General features: G+C 63.8%; 18 protein-coding genes. 5 read left to right on the top strand and 13 right to left on the bottom strand.

Annotated elements, in window-relative coordinates:
* Positions 1-43 precede the first annotated feature (43 nt).
* The 3 genes from GPA21_RS13025 to GPA21_RS13015 are packed head-to-tail and all read left to right on the top strand — an operon-like array spanning position 44 to position 3,407.
* Positions 44-1,204 (top strand): acyl-CoA dehydrogenase family protein, encoded by a 1,161-nt coding sequence (locus GPA21_RS13025; RefSeq protein ID WP_168988579.1) that lies wholly within the window; start codon positions 44-46, stop codon positions 1,202-1,204.
* An 8-nt stretch (positions 1,205-1,212) separates the two neighbouring features.
* Positions 1,213-2,571, top strand: coding sequence for an MmgE/PrpD family protein (locus GPA21_RS13020; RefSeq protein WP_246261948.1), 1,359 nt, complete (start codon positions 1,213-1,215; stop codon positions 2,569-2,571).
* The gene (locus GPA21_RS13015; RefSeq protein WP_168988577.1) at positions 2,568-3,407 is read left to right on the top strand and encodes an HpcH/HpaI aldolase/citrate lyase family protein; all 840 of its coding nucleotides are present in this window, start codon (positions 2,568-2,570) and stop codon (positions 3,405-3,407) included. Before GPA21_RS13020 ends, GPA21_RS13015 begins: the two co-directional genes overlap by 4 nt.
* Before the next feature lie 19 nt (positions 3,408-3,426).
* On the opposite strand, the gene GPA21_RS13010 is transcribed toward GPA21_RS13015, so the two are convergent.
* Genes GPA21_RS13010 through GPA21_RS12990 form a run of 5 tightly spaced genes read right to left on the bottom strand, consistent with a single transcriptional unit; the run spans position 3,427 to position 7,705 of the window.
* On the bottom strand, positions 3,427-4,287 hold the full coding sequence (locus tag GPA21_RS13010; RefSeq protein WP_168988576.1) for an isocitrate lyase/PEP mutase family protein: 861 nt from the start codon (positions 4,285-4,287) through the stop codon (positions 3,427-3,429).
* A 37-nt stretch (positions 4,288-4,324) separates the two neighbouring features.
* Positions 4,325-5,062, bottom strand: coding sequence for an ABC transporter permease (locus GPA21_RS13005; RefSeq protein WP_168988575.1), 738 nt, complete (start codon positions 5,060-5,062; stop codon positions 4,325-4,327).
* On the bottom strand, positions 5,062-5,811 hold the full coding sequence (locus GPA21_RS13000; RefSeq protein ID WP_168988574.1) for an ABC transporter permease: 750 nt from the start codon (positions 5,809-5,811) through the stop codon (positions 5,062-5,064). The genes GPA21_RS13005 and GPA21_RS13000 overlap by 1 nt, the downstream gene beginning before the upstream one ends.
* Complete coding sequence (locus GPA21_RS12995) at positions 5,808-6,689, bottom strand: ABC transporter ATP-binding protein (protein ID WP_211163583.1); 882 nt, start codon at positions 6,687-6,689, stop codon at positions 5,808-5,810. Before GPA21_RS12995 ends, GPA21_RS13000 begins: the two co-directional genes overlap by 4 nt.
* A 23-nt stretch (positions 6,690-6,712) precedes the next feature.
* Positions 6,713-7,705, bottom strand: a complete 993-nt coding sequence (locus GPA21_RS12990; RefSeq protein WP_168988573.1) for an ABC transporter substrate-binding protein — start codon at positions 7,703-7,705, stop codon at positions 6,713-6,715.
* Between the two features lie 212 nt (positions 7,706-7,917).
* On the opposite strand from GPA21_RS12990, the gene prpR reads away from it, so the two are divergent.
* On the top strand, positions 7,918-9,864 hold the full coding sequence (prpR, locus tag GPA21_RS12985; RefSeq protein ID WP_211163582.1) for a propionate catabolism operon regulatory protein PrpR: 1,947 nt from the start codon (positions 7,918-7,920) through the stop codon (positions 9,862-9,864).
* 2 nt (positions 9,865-9,866) lie between these two features.
* On the opposite strand, the gene GPA21_RS12980 is transcribed toward prpR, so the two are convergent.
* The 5 genes from GPA21_RS12980 to GPA21_RS12960 form a co-directional block, all read right to left on the bottom strand.
* On the bottom strand, positions 9,867-10,358 hold the full coding sequence (locus tag GPA21_RS12980) for a thioesterase family protein (RefSeq protein WP_168988572.1): 492 nt from the start codon (positions 10,356-10,358) through the stop codon (positions 9,867-9,869).
* Between the two features lie 297 nt (positions 10,359-10,655).
* A complete protein-coding gene (locus GPA21_RS12975; RefSeq protein ID WP_168988571.1) occupies positions 10,656-11,336 on the bottom strand; it encodes an outer membrane protein in 681 nt (226 codons plus the stop codon).
* A gap of 79 nt (positions 11,337-11,415) precedes the next feature.
* Positions 11,416-12,075, bottom strand: coding sequence for a DUF799 domain-containing protein (locus GPA21_RS12970; protein WP_168988570.1), 660 nt, complete (start codon positions 12,073-12,075; stop codon positions 11,416-11,418).
* Entirely contained in the window at positions 12,072-12,461 is a 390-nt protein-coding gene (locus tag GPA21_RS12965) for a DUF4810 domain-containing protein (RefSeq protein WP_168988569.1), read from the bottom strand. Before GPA21_RS12965 ends, GPA21_RS12970 begins: the two co-directional genes overlap by 4 nt.
* 29 nt (positions 12,462-12,490) lie before the next feature.
* Positions 12,491-13,183, bottom strand: coding sequence for a CsgG/HfaB family protein (locus GPA21_RS12960; RefSeq protein WP_339379902.1), 693 nt, complete (start codon positions 13,181-13,183; stop codon positions 12,491-12,493).
* A 507-nt stretch (positions 13,184-13,690) separates the two neighbouring features.
* On the opposite strand from GPA21_RS12960, the gene GPA21_RS12955 reads away from it, so the two are divergent.
* Positions 13,691-14,149 carry a DUF4399 domain-containing protein gene (locus GPA21_RS12955; protein WP_168988567.1) on the top strand — a complete coding sequence of 153 codons (459 nt, stop codon included), beginning with the start codon at positions 13,691-13,693 and terminating at the stop codon, positions 14,147-14,149.
* A gap of 206 nt (positions 14,150-14,355) precedes the next feature.
* Here the strand turns inward: GPA21_RS12955 and GPA21_RS12950 are convergent, their stop codons facing one another.
* The 3 genes from GPA21_RS12950 to GPA21_RS12940 all read right to left on the bottom strand — a co-directional run.
* Positions 14,356-14,817, bottom strand: a complete 462-nt coding sequence (locus GPA21_RS12950; protein ID WP_168988566.1) for a hypothetical protein — start codon at positions 14,815-14,817, stop codon at positions 14,356-14,358.
* Positions 14,814-17,138 carry a DUF637 domain-containing protein gene (locus tag GPA21_RS12945; RefSeq protein WP_168988565.1) on the bottom strand — a complete coding sequence of 775 codons (2,325 nt, stop codon included), beginning with the start codon at positions 17,136-17,138 and terminating at the stop codon, positions 14,814-14,816. Before GPA21_RS12945 ends, GPA21_RS12950 begins: the two co-directional genes overlap by 4 nt.
* An 802-nt stretch (positions 17,139-17,940) precedes the next feature.
* Positions 17,941-18,673: VENN motif pre-toxin domain-containing protein (locus GPA21_RS12940; protein ID WP_211163581.1), on the bottom strand; the 733-nt coding region annotated here is incomplete at its 5' end.

Here is an 18,673-nt window from a genome sequence, read left to right as displayed (position 1 = left end):
GTTCCCCACAAAACCCACCCGACACCAAACAGGATCCACGCAAATGGACAAACACGACGACCCCTATCAGGAAATCCGCGACGCGGTGCGCAGCCTGTGTGCCGAATTTCCGGACGAATACTTCCGCAAGATCGACGAGCAGCGCGGCTACCCGGAAGCCTTCGTCGACGCGTTGATGGCGGCCGGGTGGCTGTCGGCGATGATTCCCGAGGAGTACGGCGGTTCCGGTCTGGGGCTGGCCGAGGCCTCGGTGATCATGGAAGAGATCAACCGCTGCGGCGCCAACGCCGGCGCGGTGCATGGCCAGATGTACAACATGGGCACGGTGCTGCGCCACGGCAGCCCGGAGCAGAAGCAGAAGTACCTGCCCGAGATCGCCGCCGGCCGGCTGCGCATTCAGTCCATGGGCGTGACCGAGCCGACCACCGGCACCGACACCACCAAGATCAAGACCACCGCGGTCAAGAAGGACGGCCGCTACGTGGTCAACGGCCAGAAGGTGTGGATCTCGCGGGTGCAGCACTCCGACCTGATGGTGCTGCTCGCGCGCACCACGCCGCTGGCCGAGGTGAAGAAGAAGTCCGAAGGCATGTCGATCTTCATCGTCGATCTGCGCGAGGCCATCGGCAAGGGCATGGAGGTGCGGCCGATTCCGAACATGGTCAACCACGAGACCAACGAACTCTTCTTCGACAACCTCGAGATCCCCGAGGAGAACCTGATCGGCGAGGAAGGCAGGGGCTTCAAGTACATCCTCGACGGACTCAATGCCGAGCGCACGCTGATCGCGGCCGAGTGCATCGGCGACGGCTACTGGTTCGTCGACCGTGCGGTGAAATACGCCAACGAGCGCGTGGTGTTCGACCGCCCCATCGGCAAGAACCAGGGCGTGCAGTTTCCGATTGCGGACGCCTTCATCGAGGTCGAGGCGGCCAACCTGATGCGCTTCCGCGCCTGTGAGCTGTTCGACGCCCACAAACCCTGCGGCGCCGAGGCCAACATGGCCAAGTACCTCGCCGCCAAGGCCTCGTGGGAGGCGGCCAACGTGTGTCTGCAGACCCACGGCGGCTTCGGCTTCGCCAACGAATACGACGTCGAGCGCAAGTTCCGCGAGACCCGGCTGTACCAGGTCGCGCCGATCTCGACCAACCTGATCTATTCCTACGTGGCCGAGCATCTGCTCGGACTGCCGCGCTCCTTCTGAGAATGAATATGGACAATCACCCGAGCAGCACGCTGGCCGCCTTCGCCGCCAACCTGCGTTATGAAGACATCCCCGAGCCGGTGCTGCGCCGCGCGGAGGATCTGTATCTGGACTGGATCGGCTCGGCGCTGGCCGGCAAGGGCGCGCGGGCGGTGGAGAGCATCGCCAAGTTCGCCCGCGCGATGGGCGGCACCGCCGGCGGCGAGGCCGAAGTGCTGATCTCGCGCGAGCGCACCTCGCCTTACTTCGCCGCCATGGTCAATGGTGCGGCCTCGCACTTCGCCGAGCAGGACGACGTGCATAACGGCTCGGTGTTCCACCCGGCGGCGGTGGTGTTTCCGCCGGTGCTTGCTATGGCGCAGGCCATCGGCGCTTCCGGGCGCGAGCTGCTGACTGCCGCGGTGGCGGGCTACGAGGTCGGCATTCGGGTCGGCGAATTCCTCGGGCGCTCGCACTACACAGTGTTTCACACCACCGGTACCGCCGGCACCGTCGCGTCGGCCGCGGCGGTCGGTCGCCTGCTCGGGCTGGATGCGTCGCAGATGCTGCACGCCTTTGGCTCGGCCGGCACCCAGGCCGCCGGATTGTGGGAGTTCCTGCGCGATGCGGCCGATTCCAAGCAACTGCACACCGCCAAGGCGGCCTCCGACGGGCTGCTCGCGGCCTGGCTTGCAAAGGAAGGCATGACCGGGGCGCAGCGCATCCTCGAAGGCAAGCAGGGCATGGCGGCCGGCATGTCGCGCGACGCAGATCCGTCGAAGCTGGTCGACCGCCTCGGCAGCCGCTGGGCGCTGGCCGAAACCTCATTCAAGTTCCACGCCTCGTGCCGCCACACCCACCCGGCGGCCGACGCCTTGCTCGCGGTGATGCGGGACAACAAGCTCGTCGCGGACGACATTGCCCAGGTGGTCACCCGCGTGCATCAGGGTGCGATCGATGTGCTCGGTGCGGTCACCGTGCCGGCCACGGTGCACCAGGCCAAGTTCTCGATGGGCACTGTGCTGGGCCTGATCGCGGTGTTCGGTCGTGCCGGGCTCGCGGAGTTCGACGAGTCCTTCCTGGACCCGCGCGTGGCCGCAGTGCGAGACAAGGTGAGCATGCTGATCGACCACGAGGTCGACAGCGCCTACCCCGCGCGCTGGATCGGCAAGGTCACGGTCACCACCACCGACGGGCGCACGTTCGATGGCCGGGTGGACGAACCCAAGGGCGACCCGGGCAACACCTTGTCGCGGCCGGAGCTCGAGGACAAGGCGATGCGTCTTGGTCTGTATCGCGATGGCGCGACCGAGGCCGAGATGCGGCAGATTTTCGACACCGTGTGGTCGCTGACCGGCTGCACGCGCGTCGGGGCCCTGTTGCCATGAGCGGGGTGGTCGCCGAAGCGGGCGCGGTGGCGCGCTCCTGGCTGTTCGTGCCGGGCAACCGGCCGGAGCGTTTCGAGAAAGCGCTGGCGAGCGGAGCGGACGCGGTGATCCTCGACCTGGAAGACGCGGTCGCCCCGGCGGACAAGGACGCCGCGCGCGAAGCGGTCGCCGCGTGGCTGTCGCCGGATCGGCCGGTGTACTTGCGCATCAACGCGGCCGACACCGAATGGTTTGCGGACGATCTCGAACTGGTCGGAAACCCGGGCGTGGCCGGCGTGGTGTTGCCCAAGGCCGAAGCCGCCGACATACTCGCCCGGGTCGCGGTGCGCCTTCCGCCCGCTGCGGTGCTGCTGCCGCTGGTCGAAACCGGCTTCGGCGTCGCCCGCGCCGAAACCTTGGCCGCGCAACCCCGGGTGCTGCGCCTGATGTTCGGCACCATCGACTTTCAGCTCGACCTCGGTATCGACGGCGAAGACGAGGAACTCGCCTTCTTCCGCTCCAAGCTGGTGCTCGCCTCGCGGCTGGCCGGCGTCCAGCCGCCCATCGATGGTGTCACCACCGCCATACGCGACCTCGACCGCCTTCAGGCCGACACCCAACGCGCCCGGCGCATGGGCTTCGGCGGCAAGCTGTGCATTCACCCGGACCAGATCGCGACCGTCAACCGCGCCTTCGCCCCGAGCGACGAAGAGCTCGCCTGGGCTTACCGAGTGGTCGAAGCCGCCGGTGCCGCCGACGGCGCGGCGGTCGCGGTCGACGGCAAGATGGTCGACCGCCCGGTGCTGCTCAGGGCGCAGCGGATGATTGCGGAGGCGGCGAGGCGCGGTGCCGCGTGACCTCCCAGCGATGCGCGCTTCAGGCCGCGTTGCGCTTGTCGAAGTCCCAGACGCGTTCGAAGCCCATGAGGCGGGAGAACGCGTCGAAGGGGTAGAGGGATTCCTCGTGGCCGGCGGTCGAGCCTTCCTCGAGAATGGTTCGGTAGATGGCCTGTAGCGCGGTGCCGGCGGCGAGAAATCCCGAGCCTGGGAAGATGGCAATGCGGTAGCCCAGTTCTTCCAGCGTCGCGCGCGGCAGAATCGGCGTGCGCCCGCCTTCGACCAGGTTGGCGATCAGTGGCTTGTCGATGGTGGCGCATATGCGCGCCATTTCTTCCTCGGATTCAGGTGATTCGACGAAGATGATGTCCGCGCCCGCGCGGGCGAACGCTTCGCCACGGCGCAAGGCCTCGTCCAGCCCGAGGGTGGTGCGCGCATCGGTGCGGGCGATGATCAGAAAGTCCGACGATTCGCGGGCTTCGACCGCGACCTTGATCTTGCGCACCATGTCTTCCATCGGGATGACCCGGCGGCCCGGCGTGTGGCCGCATTTCTTGGGGAATTCCTGGTCTTCGATCTGGATCGCCGCGGCGCCGGCTTTCTCGTAGCCGCGCACCGCGTGGTCCACGTTCAGCAGGCCGCCGTAGCCGGTGTCGCCGTCGGCGATGATCGGCGTCCTGCAAATGTCGGCGAAGGTAGCGACACGATTGACCATGTCGGAATAGGTCGCCAGTCCGGCGTCGGGCAGACCGAGATGGGAGGCGACCGTGCCGTAGCCGGTCATGTACAGCGCGTCGAAGCCCATCGCGTCGGCGATGCGGGCGGAGATGCCGTCGAAGATGCCCGGGGCGCATATCAGCCCCGGCTGCGCGAGGCGTGCCTTGAGAGTGTTGAGGGTCATGACTGTGTCTCTGGGGTTGGAGGTGTCGCTCGGTTCGTCAGGCGACGCGATGGTGCAGGCGCCGGTCGAGGTAGAGCAGGCCGGCGCTGATCATCACCGCGACCAGGGCGAGCAACAGCACGACGGCCATCATCGTCGGGACGTCGAGCGTGCCGATCGCGTTCATTACCAGGAAACCGAGGCCGCGCTGCGAGGCGAACATCTCGCCGATGAGCACGCCGAGCAGCGTCAGCGAGAAGCCGACCCTGAGGCCGGACACCAGCTCGGGAATCGCGGCGGGGATGACCACGGTGGCGACCAATTGCCGGCGCGAAAGCTGAAGTACGCGGGCGGTCTTGAAATAGACCGGGGCGATGGTCTTGACCGCGCCCATGGTGAAGATCGCGACCGGGATGATGCCGTGGATGGCGCCAAAGGCGACCTTGGCCGACATCCCGAGGCCGAAGATCAGCAGGATCAGCGGGTAGAGCGTGATCTTGGGCAGGGAGTAGAGCGACACCAGAATCGGCTCGGCCACCTCGCCTGAGAGCCGGTGCAGGCCGAGCACGAGGCCGATGGTCATGCCGCCGAGTACGGCGATGGCCAGGGCGTAGCCCAGCGCGGAGAAGGTTTCGCGGAAGTGCCCCCAGAATGACGGGCTGCCCAGCAGGACCATCGCACGCTCGGCGGTGACCCCGGGCGAGGCGATTGCGATGTCGCCGGCGAACCAGTGCAGGCCCTGCCAGATGGCGACCAGTACCGCGGCGAAGACGAGGCTGTCGAAGAACTGTCTCATCACTGCCCCCTGCGCGCCATGATGCGGCGCTCCCACACGTGGAAGAAGGCATTGACGATGGTCACCAGGGTGATGATGAACAGCATCAGGGCGTACATGGTGCGGTTGTCGAAGTTGTTGAAGGCGTAGGCGATGGAATAGCCCAGACCCGACGTGGACATGATGAATTCGGCCGCGATGACGCCGATGAAGGAGTAGGCGATCGCGAGCTTGATGCCGGTGAAGAGCTGCGGCGCAGCGCTGGGGAGTTTGATCAGCCACGCGGTGCGCAGGGGGCCGAGGCCGTTGACCCGCGCCGTCTTGATCAGCACCCGGGGGATGCGGTCCAGCCCGTTCATGGTGTTGATGATCATTGCGACGACGCCGAACAGGAAACCGATGAGGATGATCGGTGCGGCGTTGAGCCCGAAGATGACCACCAGCAGCGGATAGAAGGCGAAAAACGGAATGGCGTAGTAGGTAGCGAGAAAGGGGTCGATGGCGCGGCGCGCCCGGGGCAGCGAATGCAGGATGGAGCCAATGACGAACCCCCCGACCACGGCGCTTACGAAAGCCACCGCGACGTTGCCGAGCGTTTCGAAGATGTGGCCGTTGTAACGTCCGGATTGCAGCAGTTTCCAGAGCTGGTCCGCCATCTCGCTGGGAGGGATCATCGTCATACGCCCGATTACGCCCCAGCGACACAAGCCCTCGAGCAGAAGCACGAAGCCGATCACCACCAGCGTGCGTATCCAGGTCGCCCGCTTCATCGGCTACTCCCGCTCATGCCGGCGGCTTTCACGGTTTCGTCCCGCAGCAGGCCCCACAGCCGGCTGGTGATCGCGCCGAAGGATTCCTCGGCGGCGATCCGCGAGTCGCGCTCGCGCGGCCATTCGGTGCGGATGTCGGCGATCAGCCGCCCAGGCCGGGCGGACATCACACCGATGCGGTCGGAGAGCATCGCGGCTTCGTCCAGCGCATGGGTGATGAGCATCACCGTGGCGCCGGTCTCACGCCACAGCTTGAGCAGTTCGTCGCCCATCAGCAGGCGGGTCTGGGCGTCCAGCGCGCCGAAGGGTTCGTCGAGCAGGATGAGCCGCGGCTGCATCACCAGCGTGCGGGCGATGCACACCCGCTGTCGCATGCCGCCGGAAAGCTGCGCGGGGTAGGCCTTGCGGAAATCCTTGAGCCCCATGAAGCCGATTGCGTACGAGACCCGCCGGTCCACCTCGGCGGCATCGGTCCCTGCCCGTCGAAGGCCGAAAGCGATATTGTCCTGTACGGTCAGCCACGGGAAGGAGGCATCCTCCTGAAACACCACGCCGATGCCGGGCGGAACCCTGCCCGCCACCTCGCGCCCTTCGAAGAGGATGCTGCCCTCGGTCGGTGCCGACAGGCCGGCGAGCACGTCGAGCAGTGTCGACTTGCCGCAACCCGAAGGGCCGACGACGGAGTAGAACTCCCCGCGCGCGAGCTTGAGATCCACTGGACCGAGGGCATGTACGCTGCCCCCGTCGGCGCCCGGGTAGACCCGTTTCACGCCGGTTAGCTCGGCATGCACTTCGGCCATGTCACCGCCCGGCTTCGGCTCGCGGGCAAAGCCGCGGCCGCGCTGGGCGGCTGCCATATCGACGACCGATCCGCTCATCTCGTGTCTCCGCCAGATGGGTTTCAGTCGAGGAAGGACGCATCGACGAAGCGGTTCCAGTCGACCGTGCCTTCGACCTCGCCGATGATCCGAAGACCGCCAATCATGTTGTCCATGGCTTCGAGATTGAACTCGCCGCTGCCCCAGTAGCTGAGTTCGATCAGGTTGTTGATCGCGCGCAGGGCAAGATCGCGGTCCATCTCATAGTGCTTGGCCACGATGTCGGCGGTTTCTTCCGGGTTCTCGTAGACGAAGGCGACACCGCGCTTGCGGGCGGCGATCAGCGCGCGCAGGGTGTCCGGATTGGAGCGCGCGAACTCGGCCGTCGTGACGCCGACCGTTTGCGTCATCTGCGGAAGCTCGTCCTGCACCATGAACACCGGGCGGAAGCGGTCCTGGAAGCGCGCCCATACCGGGTCCATGACCGGCGCGGCGACCACCGCGCCCTGCTCGACCATGGTCAGGCCGGCTCCGATACCACCGGCTGCGACCGCGTCGACGCTCACGCCGTGCTTGTCGGTGACCATGGTGAGCAGCATGTCGGTGACCGACTTCGGGCTGGTGAAGGCAACCTTTTGACCGTTGAGGTCGGCGGCGGTCCGGACCGGGGAATCCGGCATCGTGACCCACAGGATCTCGCCCACGGTCTGCACGCCGGTGTGGACGATCTTTAGGTCGATGCCCTGATTGATGGCCGCGACTACAGCCGCGAGCGACACTTCGCCGTAGGGCATGCCGGCCGCCATCACGTTGCGCATCGTCGTGCCGCCCCCTTTGGAGGTGAGCACGCCGGTCACGTCTATGCCGGCGTCCCGGTAGAACCCCTTTTCGATTGCGACCGCGTAGGGGGCGCCATACATCAGTACGCCCCAGTGGGTCACGGTAACCTCCACGGCATGAGCGGCGGGGGTGGCGTTCGGGAGGGTCGCGGAACCGACTGCGATCAGCGCGGCTGCTGCGAGCCCGCGAATCGTCTTGGCGAAAAACGAGGTGCTCCTGTTCTTCCAGCGAGTCATGACTTGTCTCCGAATATCGTTCTTGTGAGCGGCGCATGCGCGCCGGGTGTCTTGCTTCGAGCTTGCGGTGCTGCCGCCCTGGACTCAGCAGGTATCGTGCCAGCGCATGAGTAGTTCGGAATCCCCACTGTCGCCAGCGTCCGAGGAGTTTGATCTCTGCTTATGGAGTTGCATGATACGATTGTGCAACGTCCAAGGTGTTCGGTGAAACAGTGAGCGATCAAGCGACGACCATGCGGCGCGCGGACGGGCTGCCCCGGGTGTGCTTTCTCGGGTATCGGCAACTGACCCGTCTTGTACGGCCGGTGCTGGCTGACTACGTCGACCGTGCGAGGGTCGAAGTGGCCGAGGGGGCTTTCGACGATGCGGTCGCGATTGCTAGCAAGCGTATTGCCCAAGGCGAGGTAGATGCCTTTCTGAGCGCCGGCGCCAATGCAAGCATCCTGCGCCAGAGGCTCGATGCGCCAGTTGCGACCATCGAGGTCGAAGGTTTCGATGTGCTCGAGGCGATGATTCGGGCGCGCCGGATGACCGACCGTGTGGGCATCGTGACCTATGGGCAGATCGATCCGCGGCTGGATGCAGTGAAGGGGCTGCTTCGCATGGAGGTGGCGCAGTACGCCTATCGCGGTGCAGAGGATGCACAGCGCCACTTCGATGCGCTTCGGCGTGACGGTTTCGAAGTCATCATCGGCTCGAGTCTGGTGGTCGAACTGGCGGAACAGAACGGGCTGCAAGGATTGCTGGTGTATTCGCTGGACAGCGTGCGACGCGGTATCGAGCATGCGATCGACCTGGCACGGGCGGCGCGGTTGGAGGCAGGGCGGTACGAGCAACTCAACGGCGTGCTTCGAACGCTGCAGGACGCCATGCTGGCGGTTGATCGCGATCACCGGATCATTGCTGTCAACCCGCCTATGCAGAAGGCGCTTGGCCGGGAGCGTGAGGCGCTGGTCGGAACCTCGCTCGACGCCCTGGTGCCGGAGCTGTCGCTTCGGCGCACGCTCGAGACCGGCGAGGAAGAGCGCGCCACGGTGCGCAACCTGATGTCGCACGACTGGGTAGTGACGCGCGCACCCATCCGCGAGCATGGCGAGACCGTCGGTGCGACCATCACCCTGTACGACACGCGGCTCATCCAGGAGGCCGACACCAGTCTGCGTATCCACCAGCGCACGCGCCAGACGCGCGGACGCTATCGATTCGAGGACATTCACGGTTCGAGTCCGGCTTTCCTCCGCGCGATCAAGACCGCGCGACGTTTCGCGCGAACCGATCTGACTGTGTTGCTGACCGGCGAAAGCGGCGTCGGCAAGGAGTTGTTCGCGCAGGCGATCCACGCGGAAAGCCCGCGTTCGGGCGAGCCCTTCGTGGCCCTGAACTGCGCGGCCTTTCCCGAGTCACTGCTGGAAAGCGAACTCTTCGGATACGAAGAAGGGGCCTTTACCGGTTCGCGTCGTGGCGGCAAGCGTGGTTTGCTTGAGGCCGCTCATCGCGGCACTCTGTTCCTCGACGAGATCGGTGACATGCCGCTGCCTCTGCAGACGCGGCTGCTGCGCGTCCTGCAGGAGCGTGAGGTCACCCGGCTCGGCGGTACCGCCGCGGTGCCCATAGACGTACGCATCATCGTTGCGACACATCAACCTCTGCAGGAGATGATCGCCGGGCGGCGTTTCCGGCAGGACTTGTACTATCGGATCAATACCTTGCGTCTTTCGATCCCGCCCCTGCGTGATCGAAAGAGCGACATCCCGCCACTGATGCATGGCATGGTCACGAGAGGCCTGCGCCGTCTCGGATCCACGCTCCGCGCGGAACCGGCACTGGAGGTCCTCGCGCCCCATCTGCTCGCCTATGCCTGGCCCGGCAATGTGCGTGAGCTGGAGAACATCGCCGAGCGTATCGCCGTCTATCTCCTACAGTTTGAGAACGAAAACGAAATCGATCTCGACGGTCTCACCCAAGACTGCCCCGAAATCCTCCCGGAAGGCGGCCTCAGTGCGCCCGATGATCCCGACGGACTGTCGGTCCGCATCGAGGCCGCGCTGCGCAGGGCGAACGGCAATCGCGCTCGTGCTGCGGAATTTCTCGGCGTCAGCCGCGCCACCCTCTGGCGCTGGCAGAAGGCCCTTGAATCAACAAACGCGAACCCCGGTTAGAATCAACTCACCACGTAGGCTGCACTCCCGGTAGCGATCAACACGCCGTCTTCGTTCTCCAGCGACATCTGCACTGACGCGATCCGCCCGCCCAGGCGGCTCATGCGGCCGGTGGCGGTGAAAACTTCGCCAATACCCTGGTGCAGGTAGTCGACCCGCAAGTCGATCGTGCCGATGCGCCCGAAGCGGTGCGCCACCTGATCGGTGCTCTCGCCGTTGTATTTTTCGGCAATCCCGAGCAAGACCACCAGGCCGCCCACGGTATCGAGCGCGCTGGAGATCACCCCACCGTGCAGCCGCCCGTAGTGGTAGTGCCCCACCAGGTCCGGGCGCATTGCGAACTGGATCTGAGTGGCCTCGGGGTCGAACGAAGTCACCTTGAAGCCGAGCAATTCGTTGAAGGTGATGCGATGCTCGAATACATCCCGCACCACCGCCTCGAGCCGCGCCTGCTCTGCAGCTGAGCGGCGAGGAGCATTGGAATCGTGAGTCATTGTGTGTGCCGTAGCGAAGAGTCCGAAAGGGATGAAGCATAGCGCGACGGCCGGCCAGGGGTCACATTCATTGGCGCCGGCGTGGCGCCCCGACACCGGGCGTTCATGCCTTGTGGGGGCAAATGCTGTGACCTCTGTGTGCCGCTCGCGCTTCCGGCTCAGTGCGATGAGTGAGGACTCAACGGATACCGACAAGGTCGGGCCCGGGTTCCTGCCGCTGGTCAACGGGGTGTAGCTTTCTTTATGGGGAGAAGACGAAAGCGGCGGGTTGATCCCGCCGCGTCGTCAATTGAGTTGTCAGTAATGGTAGGTCAGGCTGACCCGGACGGACTGGTCCCTGAGCTTCTGTTTGTAGTCTTCTAACCAGAGCCTGGAGCGCACCTTGTCGGTGCCGAAGTCGCTGTAGCGATATTCGATTCCAGCGGAAAGGTTTTGCCGGACGAGATACTGACCTCCAATGCCGGCCGTCCAGCCATCCTGCCATCTGGTGCGCGACTCTCTCTCGATGGGCGGCATTTCTTCGTCGATAAAGGTGCGCTTTACATGAGCTGCGGCATACCCGGCTGTAACATAGACGAGGGTGCGATCCGTGACCAGATAGCCGAGGCGCGCCCGCAGAGAGGCGGCTGCACGTAGCTGCGAGCGCACGGAGTAGTCCGTTTCGGTGACGCCCTTGTACTTCTGGAAAGAGCGGTCGCGCTGGCTCCCGCGGGCTTCGAGATCGACCTCGGCACCGACGAGCAGTCGGTCGGTCAGCGCGTGGTTGTACCCGACTGCGAATCCGAGCAGGCCACCAGTGGGGTTCGTGCTATGCGTGAATCCGCTCCGATCGGAAGTGCCTTGCCAGTATCCCGTAGCCTCGTCGCTGGCTTTCGCGGCGCCGAGGAAGGCGCTCGCGTGAAAGCCTGAGAAATCGTTGGCGAAAGCGACTGCCGGGAAGAAGGCTGCTACGGCGATTATCGACTTCAGTGGTTTCATCGTCTCTTGAATGCCTCGGTTGAAGGGAAACGGGTGCTCGAGCGACCTGGAACGGTTTGCAGAACGCGGTCTGCAGGTTTCAGTCCGTAAGGTATCTTGGTGACTTGGGGCCATACAGAATGCCGTCGGGCCGGCCTGCGGCGAGTAGCCGATTGCTTGTGATACCTGCGATCGGATGGGCCCGGTTGGTCGAGCTTTCTATGATCTGGTGCACCACTGCCGACACGAGCATCCCCACCAAACCTCCACTCGTGTTGCGACCTTCTGCACTCGACGCGGTCGCGCTGCCTTGCCAAAGCACATCGCCGGTGCGCAGATCCACGAGTCGCGCGCCCGCAGATACGCGGCTTTCACTCGCAATCACCGCATAAGTGGTGCCGTATTGACCGATGGTGATGTAGAGGGCGGCGTCGGCACCGAAAATATCCTTCAGCTTGCTCAGTTCGACTTCGTGTATGTCGGCTGGATGTGAGAGCCCGTTCTGCCGGAAGGTCTCATGGACGAGGGTGACCGGAAACACGTAATAGCCGGCCTCGGCCAGCGGTAGCGTCACCTGAGAGAAAACGCTGTCGGTCGCAAGCACATCAGGAGATTGGTTGAGCGGTGGCAGCACCAGGATCGAGGCTGGACGACTTTCCTTGAACGCGGTGTAGTCGAATGCCGGCTGCGTGGTTGCACAACCAGTGGCCAGCAGAACCAGCAGGGACACAGCCAGTGCTTTTGAGAGGAATGATTTCATCGTCGTTGTGTGAGTTGCTGGTCGGTCCGCTCGGTCTTGGAGCTCAAGAGAAAGTCGATGTATGCCGCGCCCTCTGGATACGCTTGCCTCTCTGTCTCGAAGTACTTGAGCATCTGAGCGGTGTCTGCCTGCTCTGCATAAAGAATCGCAAGATGGGCGAAGTAACCGGGTGGAAGCGGCTTTCCAACAGATCGGGCTTTCTCGATCCCGGCCTCCAGCCTTGTGATTTGCTCTGTCGGCCCTTTTTGACCCGTCAAGTGACCATAAACCTGAGACTGGTAGTCGCCCCAGTAGTAGAGGGGGTCTGGGGCTGTAGCGCATGCGCTCAGGAGCGCCGCGCTCGACACAAGCAGAGCTCGCGAGATTCTGGATGCACATGAATGCATGGAAAGGTCTCCGGAAAGGCCAGTGCGTGTCATGGCTGCCAGGCGCCGGACTGAATGCCAGCGACGAGGCCGTCGACCGCCTCGCGGATTGCGAGGTCCAGAACCTTCCCGTTCAAGGTCGAGTCGTAGCTGGCCGTGCCCCCGAAACCGACGATCTCCCTGGTGTCGAGGGTGTATTCGCCCGCACCTTGAGAAGCGAAAATGACCGCCGAAGTCTCGACGTCGATCACGTTAAGGCTCACCTTGGCGTAGGCGACCTGAGACTTTCCGCGCCCGAGAATGCCGAACAGTTGTCTGTCACCGACCTCCTTGCGGCCAAATTCGGTCACGTCGCCGGTGAGGACGTAAGTCGCCCCCTGGAGTCTCTGCGTGGCGCCGGCCAGCGTTGCCTCCTGTTTGATCTCCGACATGTTTTCGCGATCCAGCACGGTGAAGCGTCCGGTCTGGTGAAGGTGAGTCATGAGAATCGTCTTGGCCTGACTGCCGAGCCGATCGGTGCCGTCCGAGAACAGTCCGCGCATGTGGCTCGAGCGATTGTCGAATTTGCCGACGGAAATTGGACTGCGGGCGGCGGTGTACTGGGTGGTCGTGGCTGCAACCTGCGCGACTTCCAGGGTACGAGATCCCTCGGTCGCACAGCCGGCGAGAAGCAGTGATCCGAAGAGCGTGGCGCAGACGAAGGCCTTCTTTGGGTTGAGTCCGGAGCACCGAACTGTACTCACCCGCGGTTTTGCTACGGCGATGGACTTCATGCTGAAGTGTGTTTCCTTTCGGTGGAGTGGATTGCCCGTCTTGGGTGCGCAGCGGTGGAGCGCCTTTCACGTTTTCCGGTCAGGCGAAAAACCCCAACAGCATAACGCAAACGCATACAGATTCCTAGCGCAGTATGTCTATAACATTTAGCCAAGACACCGAGAAGTGAGCTGCAAACGTCGTTTAGGGTGCGATGAAGATCAAAGCCCGAGGTCTTTCCTGCCTCGATCTCAGCAGCGACGGAGTTCATTCGACAGGATTCGCGGAAAGAGATGATTCGACCCTTATCCCGCGCGATTTCCCGCAGTGACGAGTCAATGTTGACCCGTGTCTCTCCCTTGACTATGGTTCAGATAGCCGACTAAATAAGTCGGATAATGACCGGATTGCAGAATCCCGTCCTGGCAATGACAGGCTGGCAAGAGCCGGGGTGCTTGCAAATGCTGCCGACGTCAAAACCAAACTGGAGGCAAATCATGAGGACCATTGATTACCCGGGTTCGTCTTTGATCCGAGTCGGGGTGGCGCTGTTGGCGATGGCATTGTTCCCGGTTGCCGCGTTTGCCCAGGTGCCTCGCACGCCCGCACCAGAAAACGCGAGCGTCTACTTCATCGAACCCGCTGACGGCGCGACGATCACCGGTCCGGTGAGGGTCGTCATGGGCTTGCGTAACCTGGGCGTGGCGCCGGCTGGGGCGGATCTGCCCAACACAGGCCATCACCACATTCTGGTCAACGTGAGCGAATTCCCCCCGATGGATGCACCGCTGCCAGCGACAGACCAGGTCCGCCACTTCGGCGGCGGGCAAACGGAGACCATGCTCGAGCTACCGGCGGGCACTCACACGCTGCAGCTGCTCGTTGGCGACCACAACCACATCCCGCACGACCCGCCCATCATCAGCGAAAGAATTACGATAACCGTGAGCCCTTGAGCCAGCACGGGCCCTGGAATCGGGAATCAGGCCTTGACTCGCAGCGTCCTAGTGCGGCGGGGCCTAGCCCAACCTCGCCAGCTCCTGGAGCATGGACGCGCTTAGCGCCACCTTCACTAAACCGGCGACTCACGCACTGCGGATGGCGCTCAAGGCCTTTTGCAGGCGGAGTTCGTCCGTGCTCCCGACAATCGCAGCCGGCGCGCTCACGAAGACTTCTCCTCGCGCCGTGTGCGATCAGTGTCTCCAGTTGCGCCTGCCTTGCGGTCGACCGGCTCGTCCGGCGTCCCGTGCAGCGCCTCACGGGTCAGCGCCGGGTCGTCGTACCACTGGCCCTTGGTGCTCTTGGCGGCGCGGCGGCGGTTGATTGGGATCATGATCATGCAGGCGATGCTGATCAGGACGATCCCGCCACCCATGATGACTGACCAGAATTGCGCTGTGGCCTGTTTGCCGGGGTTGATCTTGGGGGTGGCGCCCCAAAGGTTGTCCCACCACGCGAGTATGTCGTAGGCGTGCCAGCCAATGTAGATGGCAGCCAAGCCAAACATTATGGCCCTGACGTTGCCCCAGTACGAGCGTTGGTCAAAGATCTTTCCGGGGCCGCAGAGTTGACGTCCGGCTTCGTCAAGACGGAGGTCGACACGCCATGGATTCTTCTGTTTCATGGTCTGTCTCCCGCTTTGCTTGGATTCAAGTCGACGAAGGAGTCGATGTTGGAGATGGACTCTTCCACCGCTATACCCACATAGTCGGGCCAAGGATTACGTATGCCAAGGTTCTGAAGGAGGGCCGGCGATGATCGATCGAGGGGTTGCCCGCCTACCCGTGCAGGAGCGATGATGGTCGTCGAGTGTCGGGCTACACCACCTAAAGTCGTTCCCAATGCACCCAACCCAGCACCCATGAACACCCCGTTTCGAATGCTCTCATCCTCTCCATACCACCAATTGTTCAAGCCGGTATTGGCTCCGCCGATGGTCCCACCGATCACGGTATTGCCGATTAGTGGTGGCCCCAACCGCGGAGCGAGCGGCACCAGCGCGTAGCCGGTGCCCATGGCAAAGAGCGTTTGCATGAAGCGGTATTCGTCCTGCGAATCGTTAATGATGCGAAAGAGCTGGCCGGCGGCGTCAAACCCGCCCGCCAGCGCAGCGCCGCCGAGCGCGCCGCCACGCCCGAGTAGGCCGACCGTCGTAGAGGTGCCGGTGATCAACAGCCCGTCGCTCAGATCCTGCGCCTGCCGATAGTGCCAGCTTTCGGCAAGAGCCGGATTCGGCTGCGAAGGACCCATCGTCGCCAAGTTAAGCGCGAAGGTCGGATCCGGGCTGTTGGCCCAGACGAATCCGGCATCGCGATACACGACATTACCCATTTCGCGTGCTTCCCGTGTGAGCGTATTGCACAGAGTTCGATCGGTGAGGCAGGCTTGAGCAATAGCCTGATCGCGCTCTTGTGACAGCAGCACCAGTTCGTTCCTCGTACGACATGCGGAAGAGTCGCCTGCCTCGCAGGCCACGGCGGCCGCCTCGAACCGCTCCTTCTCGGAGAGCGCCAGCAGGCTCGGGCGGACATGGTTTAGATAATTGTACTGCGTCCCATACCCAGCAATATCGGCAGCCTGCGCGGGGTCTCCGCCGGAGAGCGCGGCCGAGACGGTGCCGACCAGGCGGGAGGCGAGCACGAGCAGAGTGGGGTCGTTGCCGCTGAGTTGGGCGAGCTGCGTCACCAAGGCCTCATTCGCCCCCGCCGCAAGCGCCCCGGAGGCGAAGTCACCGGTGGCGGCCTGGCTGATAGCGCCGCCGACGAGCGCCTTGACCAGGATCTTCTCGAGGCTGCCGTCGGCAAGGCCGAGGTTACCGACCTGATTGAAGGCGGTGGCCGAGACGACGTGGATGGCTTGTTGGGTGAGTGCGGCGGCCAGGCGGTCTTCGAGGCTGCCGCCGTGCAGTGCGGTATCGACGGAGGCCGAGAGCACCGCGCGTGCGCCCTGGTGGGCGGCGTAGCCGGCGGCGGGGCCATAGGTCGTGCCGACGTGAGCGGCGATGGCGTTGCCCCAGCCGCCGGTGGCGACGGTGGTGACGATCGCCACGGCCAGTGCAAGGCCCGGCCCCATGCCCGAATCGCTGTACTTGAAGCGATCGTGGTGCTCTCGGACCTGGCGCCAGTCGATGTCGCCGCTTGCATGCAGGTCGGCCAGCCACGCGAGCTGGGGTTCGGCAGCGGCCAGGCGCGCGATGGTGTTGGCCACCGACTCGGCGGTGACGCGTGGCACATCGATGCGAATGCGCTCGGCTGCCTCGATCACCAGCCCCGAGGTGGCGGCGATCTCGGTCAGGCGCAGCGTCTCCTGGCTGTAACCCTCACCCTTGGCCTTGCGCCAGGCCCAGTCGGAGGAGCTCTTGTGTCGGGCGTGCTGCTCGAAGTCCTTGACGCCCTCGAAGTCGATCGCCCCACCCGCGCGGATGTCGATGGCGCCGTCGGCGGACAGGCTGGCCGCCTGCCAGGTCTGGTTCGAGCCCGAGTCTATGGCGATGTCGCCACCGGCCGCTATGGTGGTGCCGACATGCTCGATGCTGTGATCCAGCGCACTTCGCTGGCTGCGCCGGCCGAAGTCGCCGCTGCGGTTGCGTTCAAAGCTGTAGGCGTCGGTATTCAGTGCGGCGAGTAGCTCAAGCTCGCCGCCGGCACTCAGGGTGGTGTCTGCGTGGCTGATCAGACGGGCTGCGGTCGCGGAGAGATCGCCCCCTGCCGCGATGTCGATGTTGCCGGCCTGGATGTCGACGCCGGTGGGTGTGGCGCGCTCGGCGATTTCCCGGCTGGTGCGCTTGTTGCTGGAGAAGAGGCCGCTGGACTTACGGTAGCTGCGAGCGTCAAGCGAATAGGTGTCGTAGGCGGCCTCGAGCACGATGTCGCCCTGGGCGGCAAGCTGTGCATCGCCCGGGGTGTGGATGGTGGTGGCGCGGAGGATCAATGACTCCGACCTCATTGATCCCCTCCACAATTTGTCGCGACTGTTGCGACGAGTTGTGGTTGCGGTCTAATGTCTTCCGCGATTTCCTATCTGAATGCAAAGAAGAAGGCAGAGTATGTCACCAAGAAAGTGGGGCCACCGGCAAAGAAGCGTACAGCTTGGGATGCCTCACTATTTGGTTCAAACTGCCCTCCAAGCCCAGGCAAGCTAGTGTCGAACAATAACGCGTAGATTCCCCATATGGCAATTGACTGAGCGAGCGCCGCCCCGTACAAAGCGTGTCCGTCGAAGCCAGTGCTGTAACGATGCAATACATCGACCAACACCAGCGCGGCCATTGCAGCAATGATCATGACTCTGACGACCCTTGAGAGATACCTGCTGGGGTAGATGAGGAGTTGCAGTCTTGACATCATTCGCTATCCCCTGAGGATAGTAAGAAATTGCGTGAATCGTTGACAATCCTAGCTGGCCCATCTATTAGACTGAATAGTGCAGCGGCGCGTGTGGCAACTGCTTGCGGTAGGCCCACTTGAGTCTGAAGAAACCACTGCGTCGCTGTTCCTCCCGCGATATCCGTAACTGCCCCAGGCATGTTCTCTCGTTCGTGCCCCGCAGCCAGTGTGGTACCAACTGTGATCGCTTCCAGCAGTTTCGCGGTCGGCCCAGCGGGGGTCACAAATAAAGCGGTCGTTGTGACTTTCGATGTCGCATCAAGAGTATCCGCATTCGCTGCACGAGCATAAGCCGCCAACACCGCCTGATCCCCCGGCTGGGTGCTTCCCCACGCAATCGGCGTGCTGTTGGTGCCTGTCTCTTATACCGAGGGGCAGTGAGCGACCGGCAGGCGGAAGGCCTGTCCGTCGGCGTAGAACCACTGGTAGCTGAGCGAATCGGTGGCGTCGGCGCTGCGGATCGGCACATAGCCGCTGCTCGTCCAGGCCATTCCCGCATGTGGATCGGCCGGCTCGCCCGGGAAAACCCCCGGACGCCAGGAATAGGTGTCGCCTGTGTGTTGTTGAATGAAAGCCATCAATTCCGAGTCGGGCAGCGGGATCTGGTCGAGCCGCTGGACGACGAATCCGTTGCTCACGATGTCGTAGGCATTATCCCTCACATCGTAAGGTGAGGTGTAAGGGTCGAGCCTGACGACGACGCCGTCAAAATAGCTTTCCGCTGTTTCGGCACTGTCGCTCCAGCGCAAAGCATCTTCGATCTGCTCGACGCTCCAGCGTCCGTTGCTGCGTGCGGCCAGTTCCTGAGCGAGCTGTCGCTCGCTCAGATGCAGGCGGCGGTTGTATTCGGTGGCATGCAGACCGATGTTGGCGGCGATCTGCGCGTCCTGCCCGGTGAGGCCGGCCGCGACGATACCCACGAGTTGCGAGGCGCTGGCAAGCAACGCGGGATCGTAGTCGACCAGCTTGGCAAGGTGCTCGACCAAGGCCTCATTGGCCCCAGCCGCAAGCGCCCCGGAGGCGAAGTCACCGGTGGCGGCCTGGCTGATAGCGCCGCCGACGAGCGCCTTGACCAGGATCTTCTCGAGGCTGCCG

The sequence above is a fragment of the Azoarcus taiwanensis genome (genome assembly GCF_012910885.1).
Lineage (GTDB): Bacteria > Pseudomonadota > Gammaproteobacteria > Burkholderiales > Rhodocyclaceae > Azoarcus_F > Azoarcus_F taiwanensis.
Note: the sequence above shows the minus strand (reverse complement) of the source record. Positions and strands in the feature narration are given on the sequence as shown.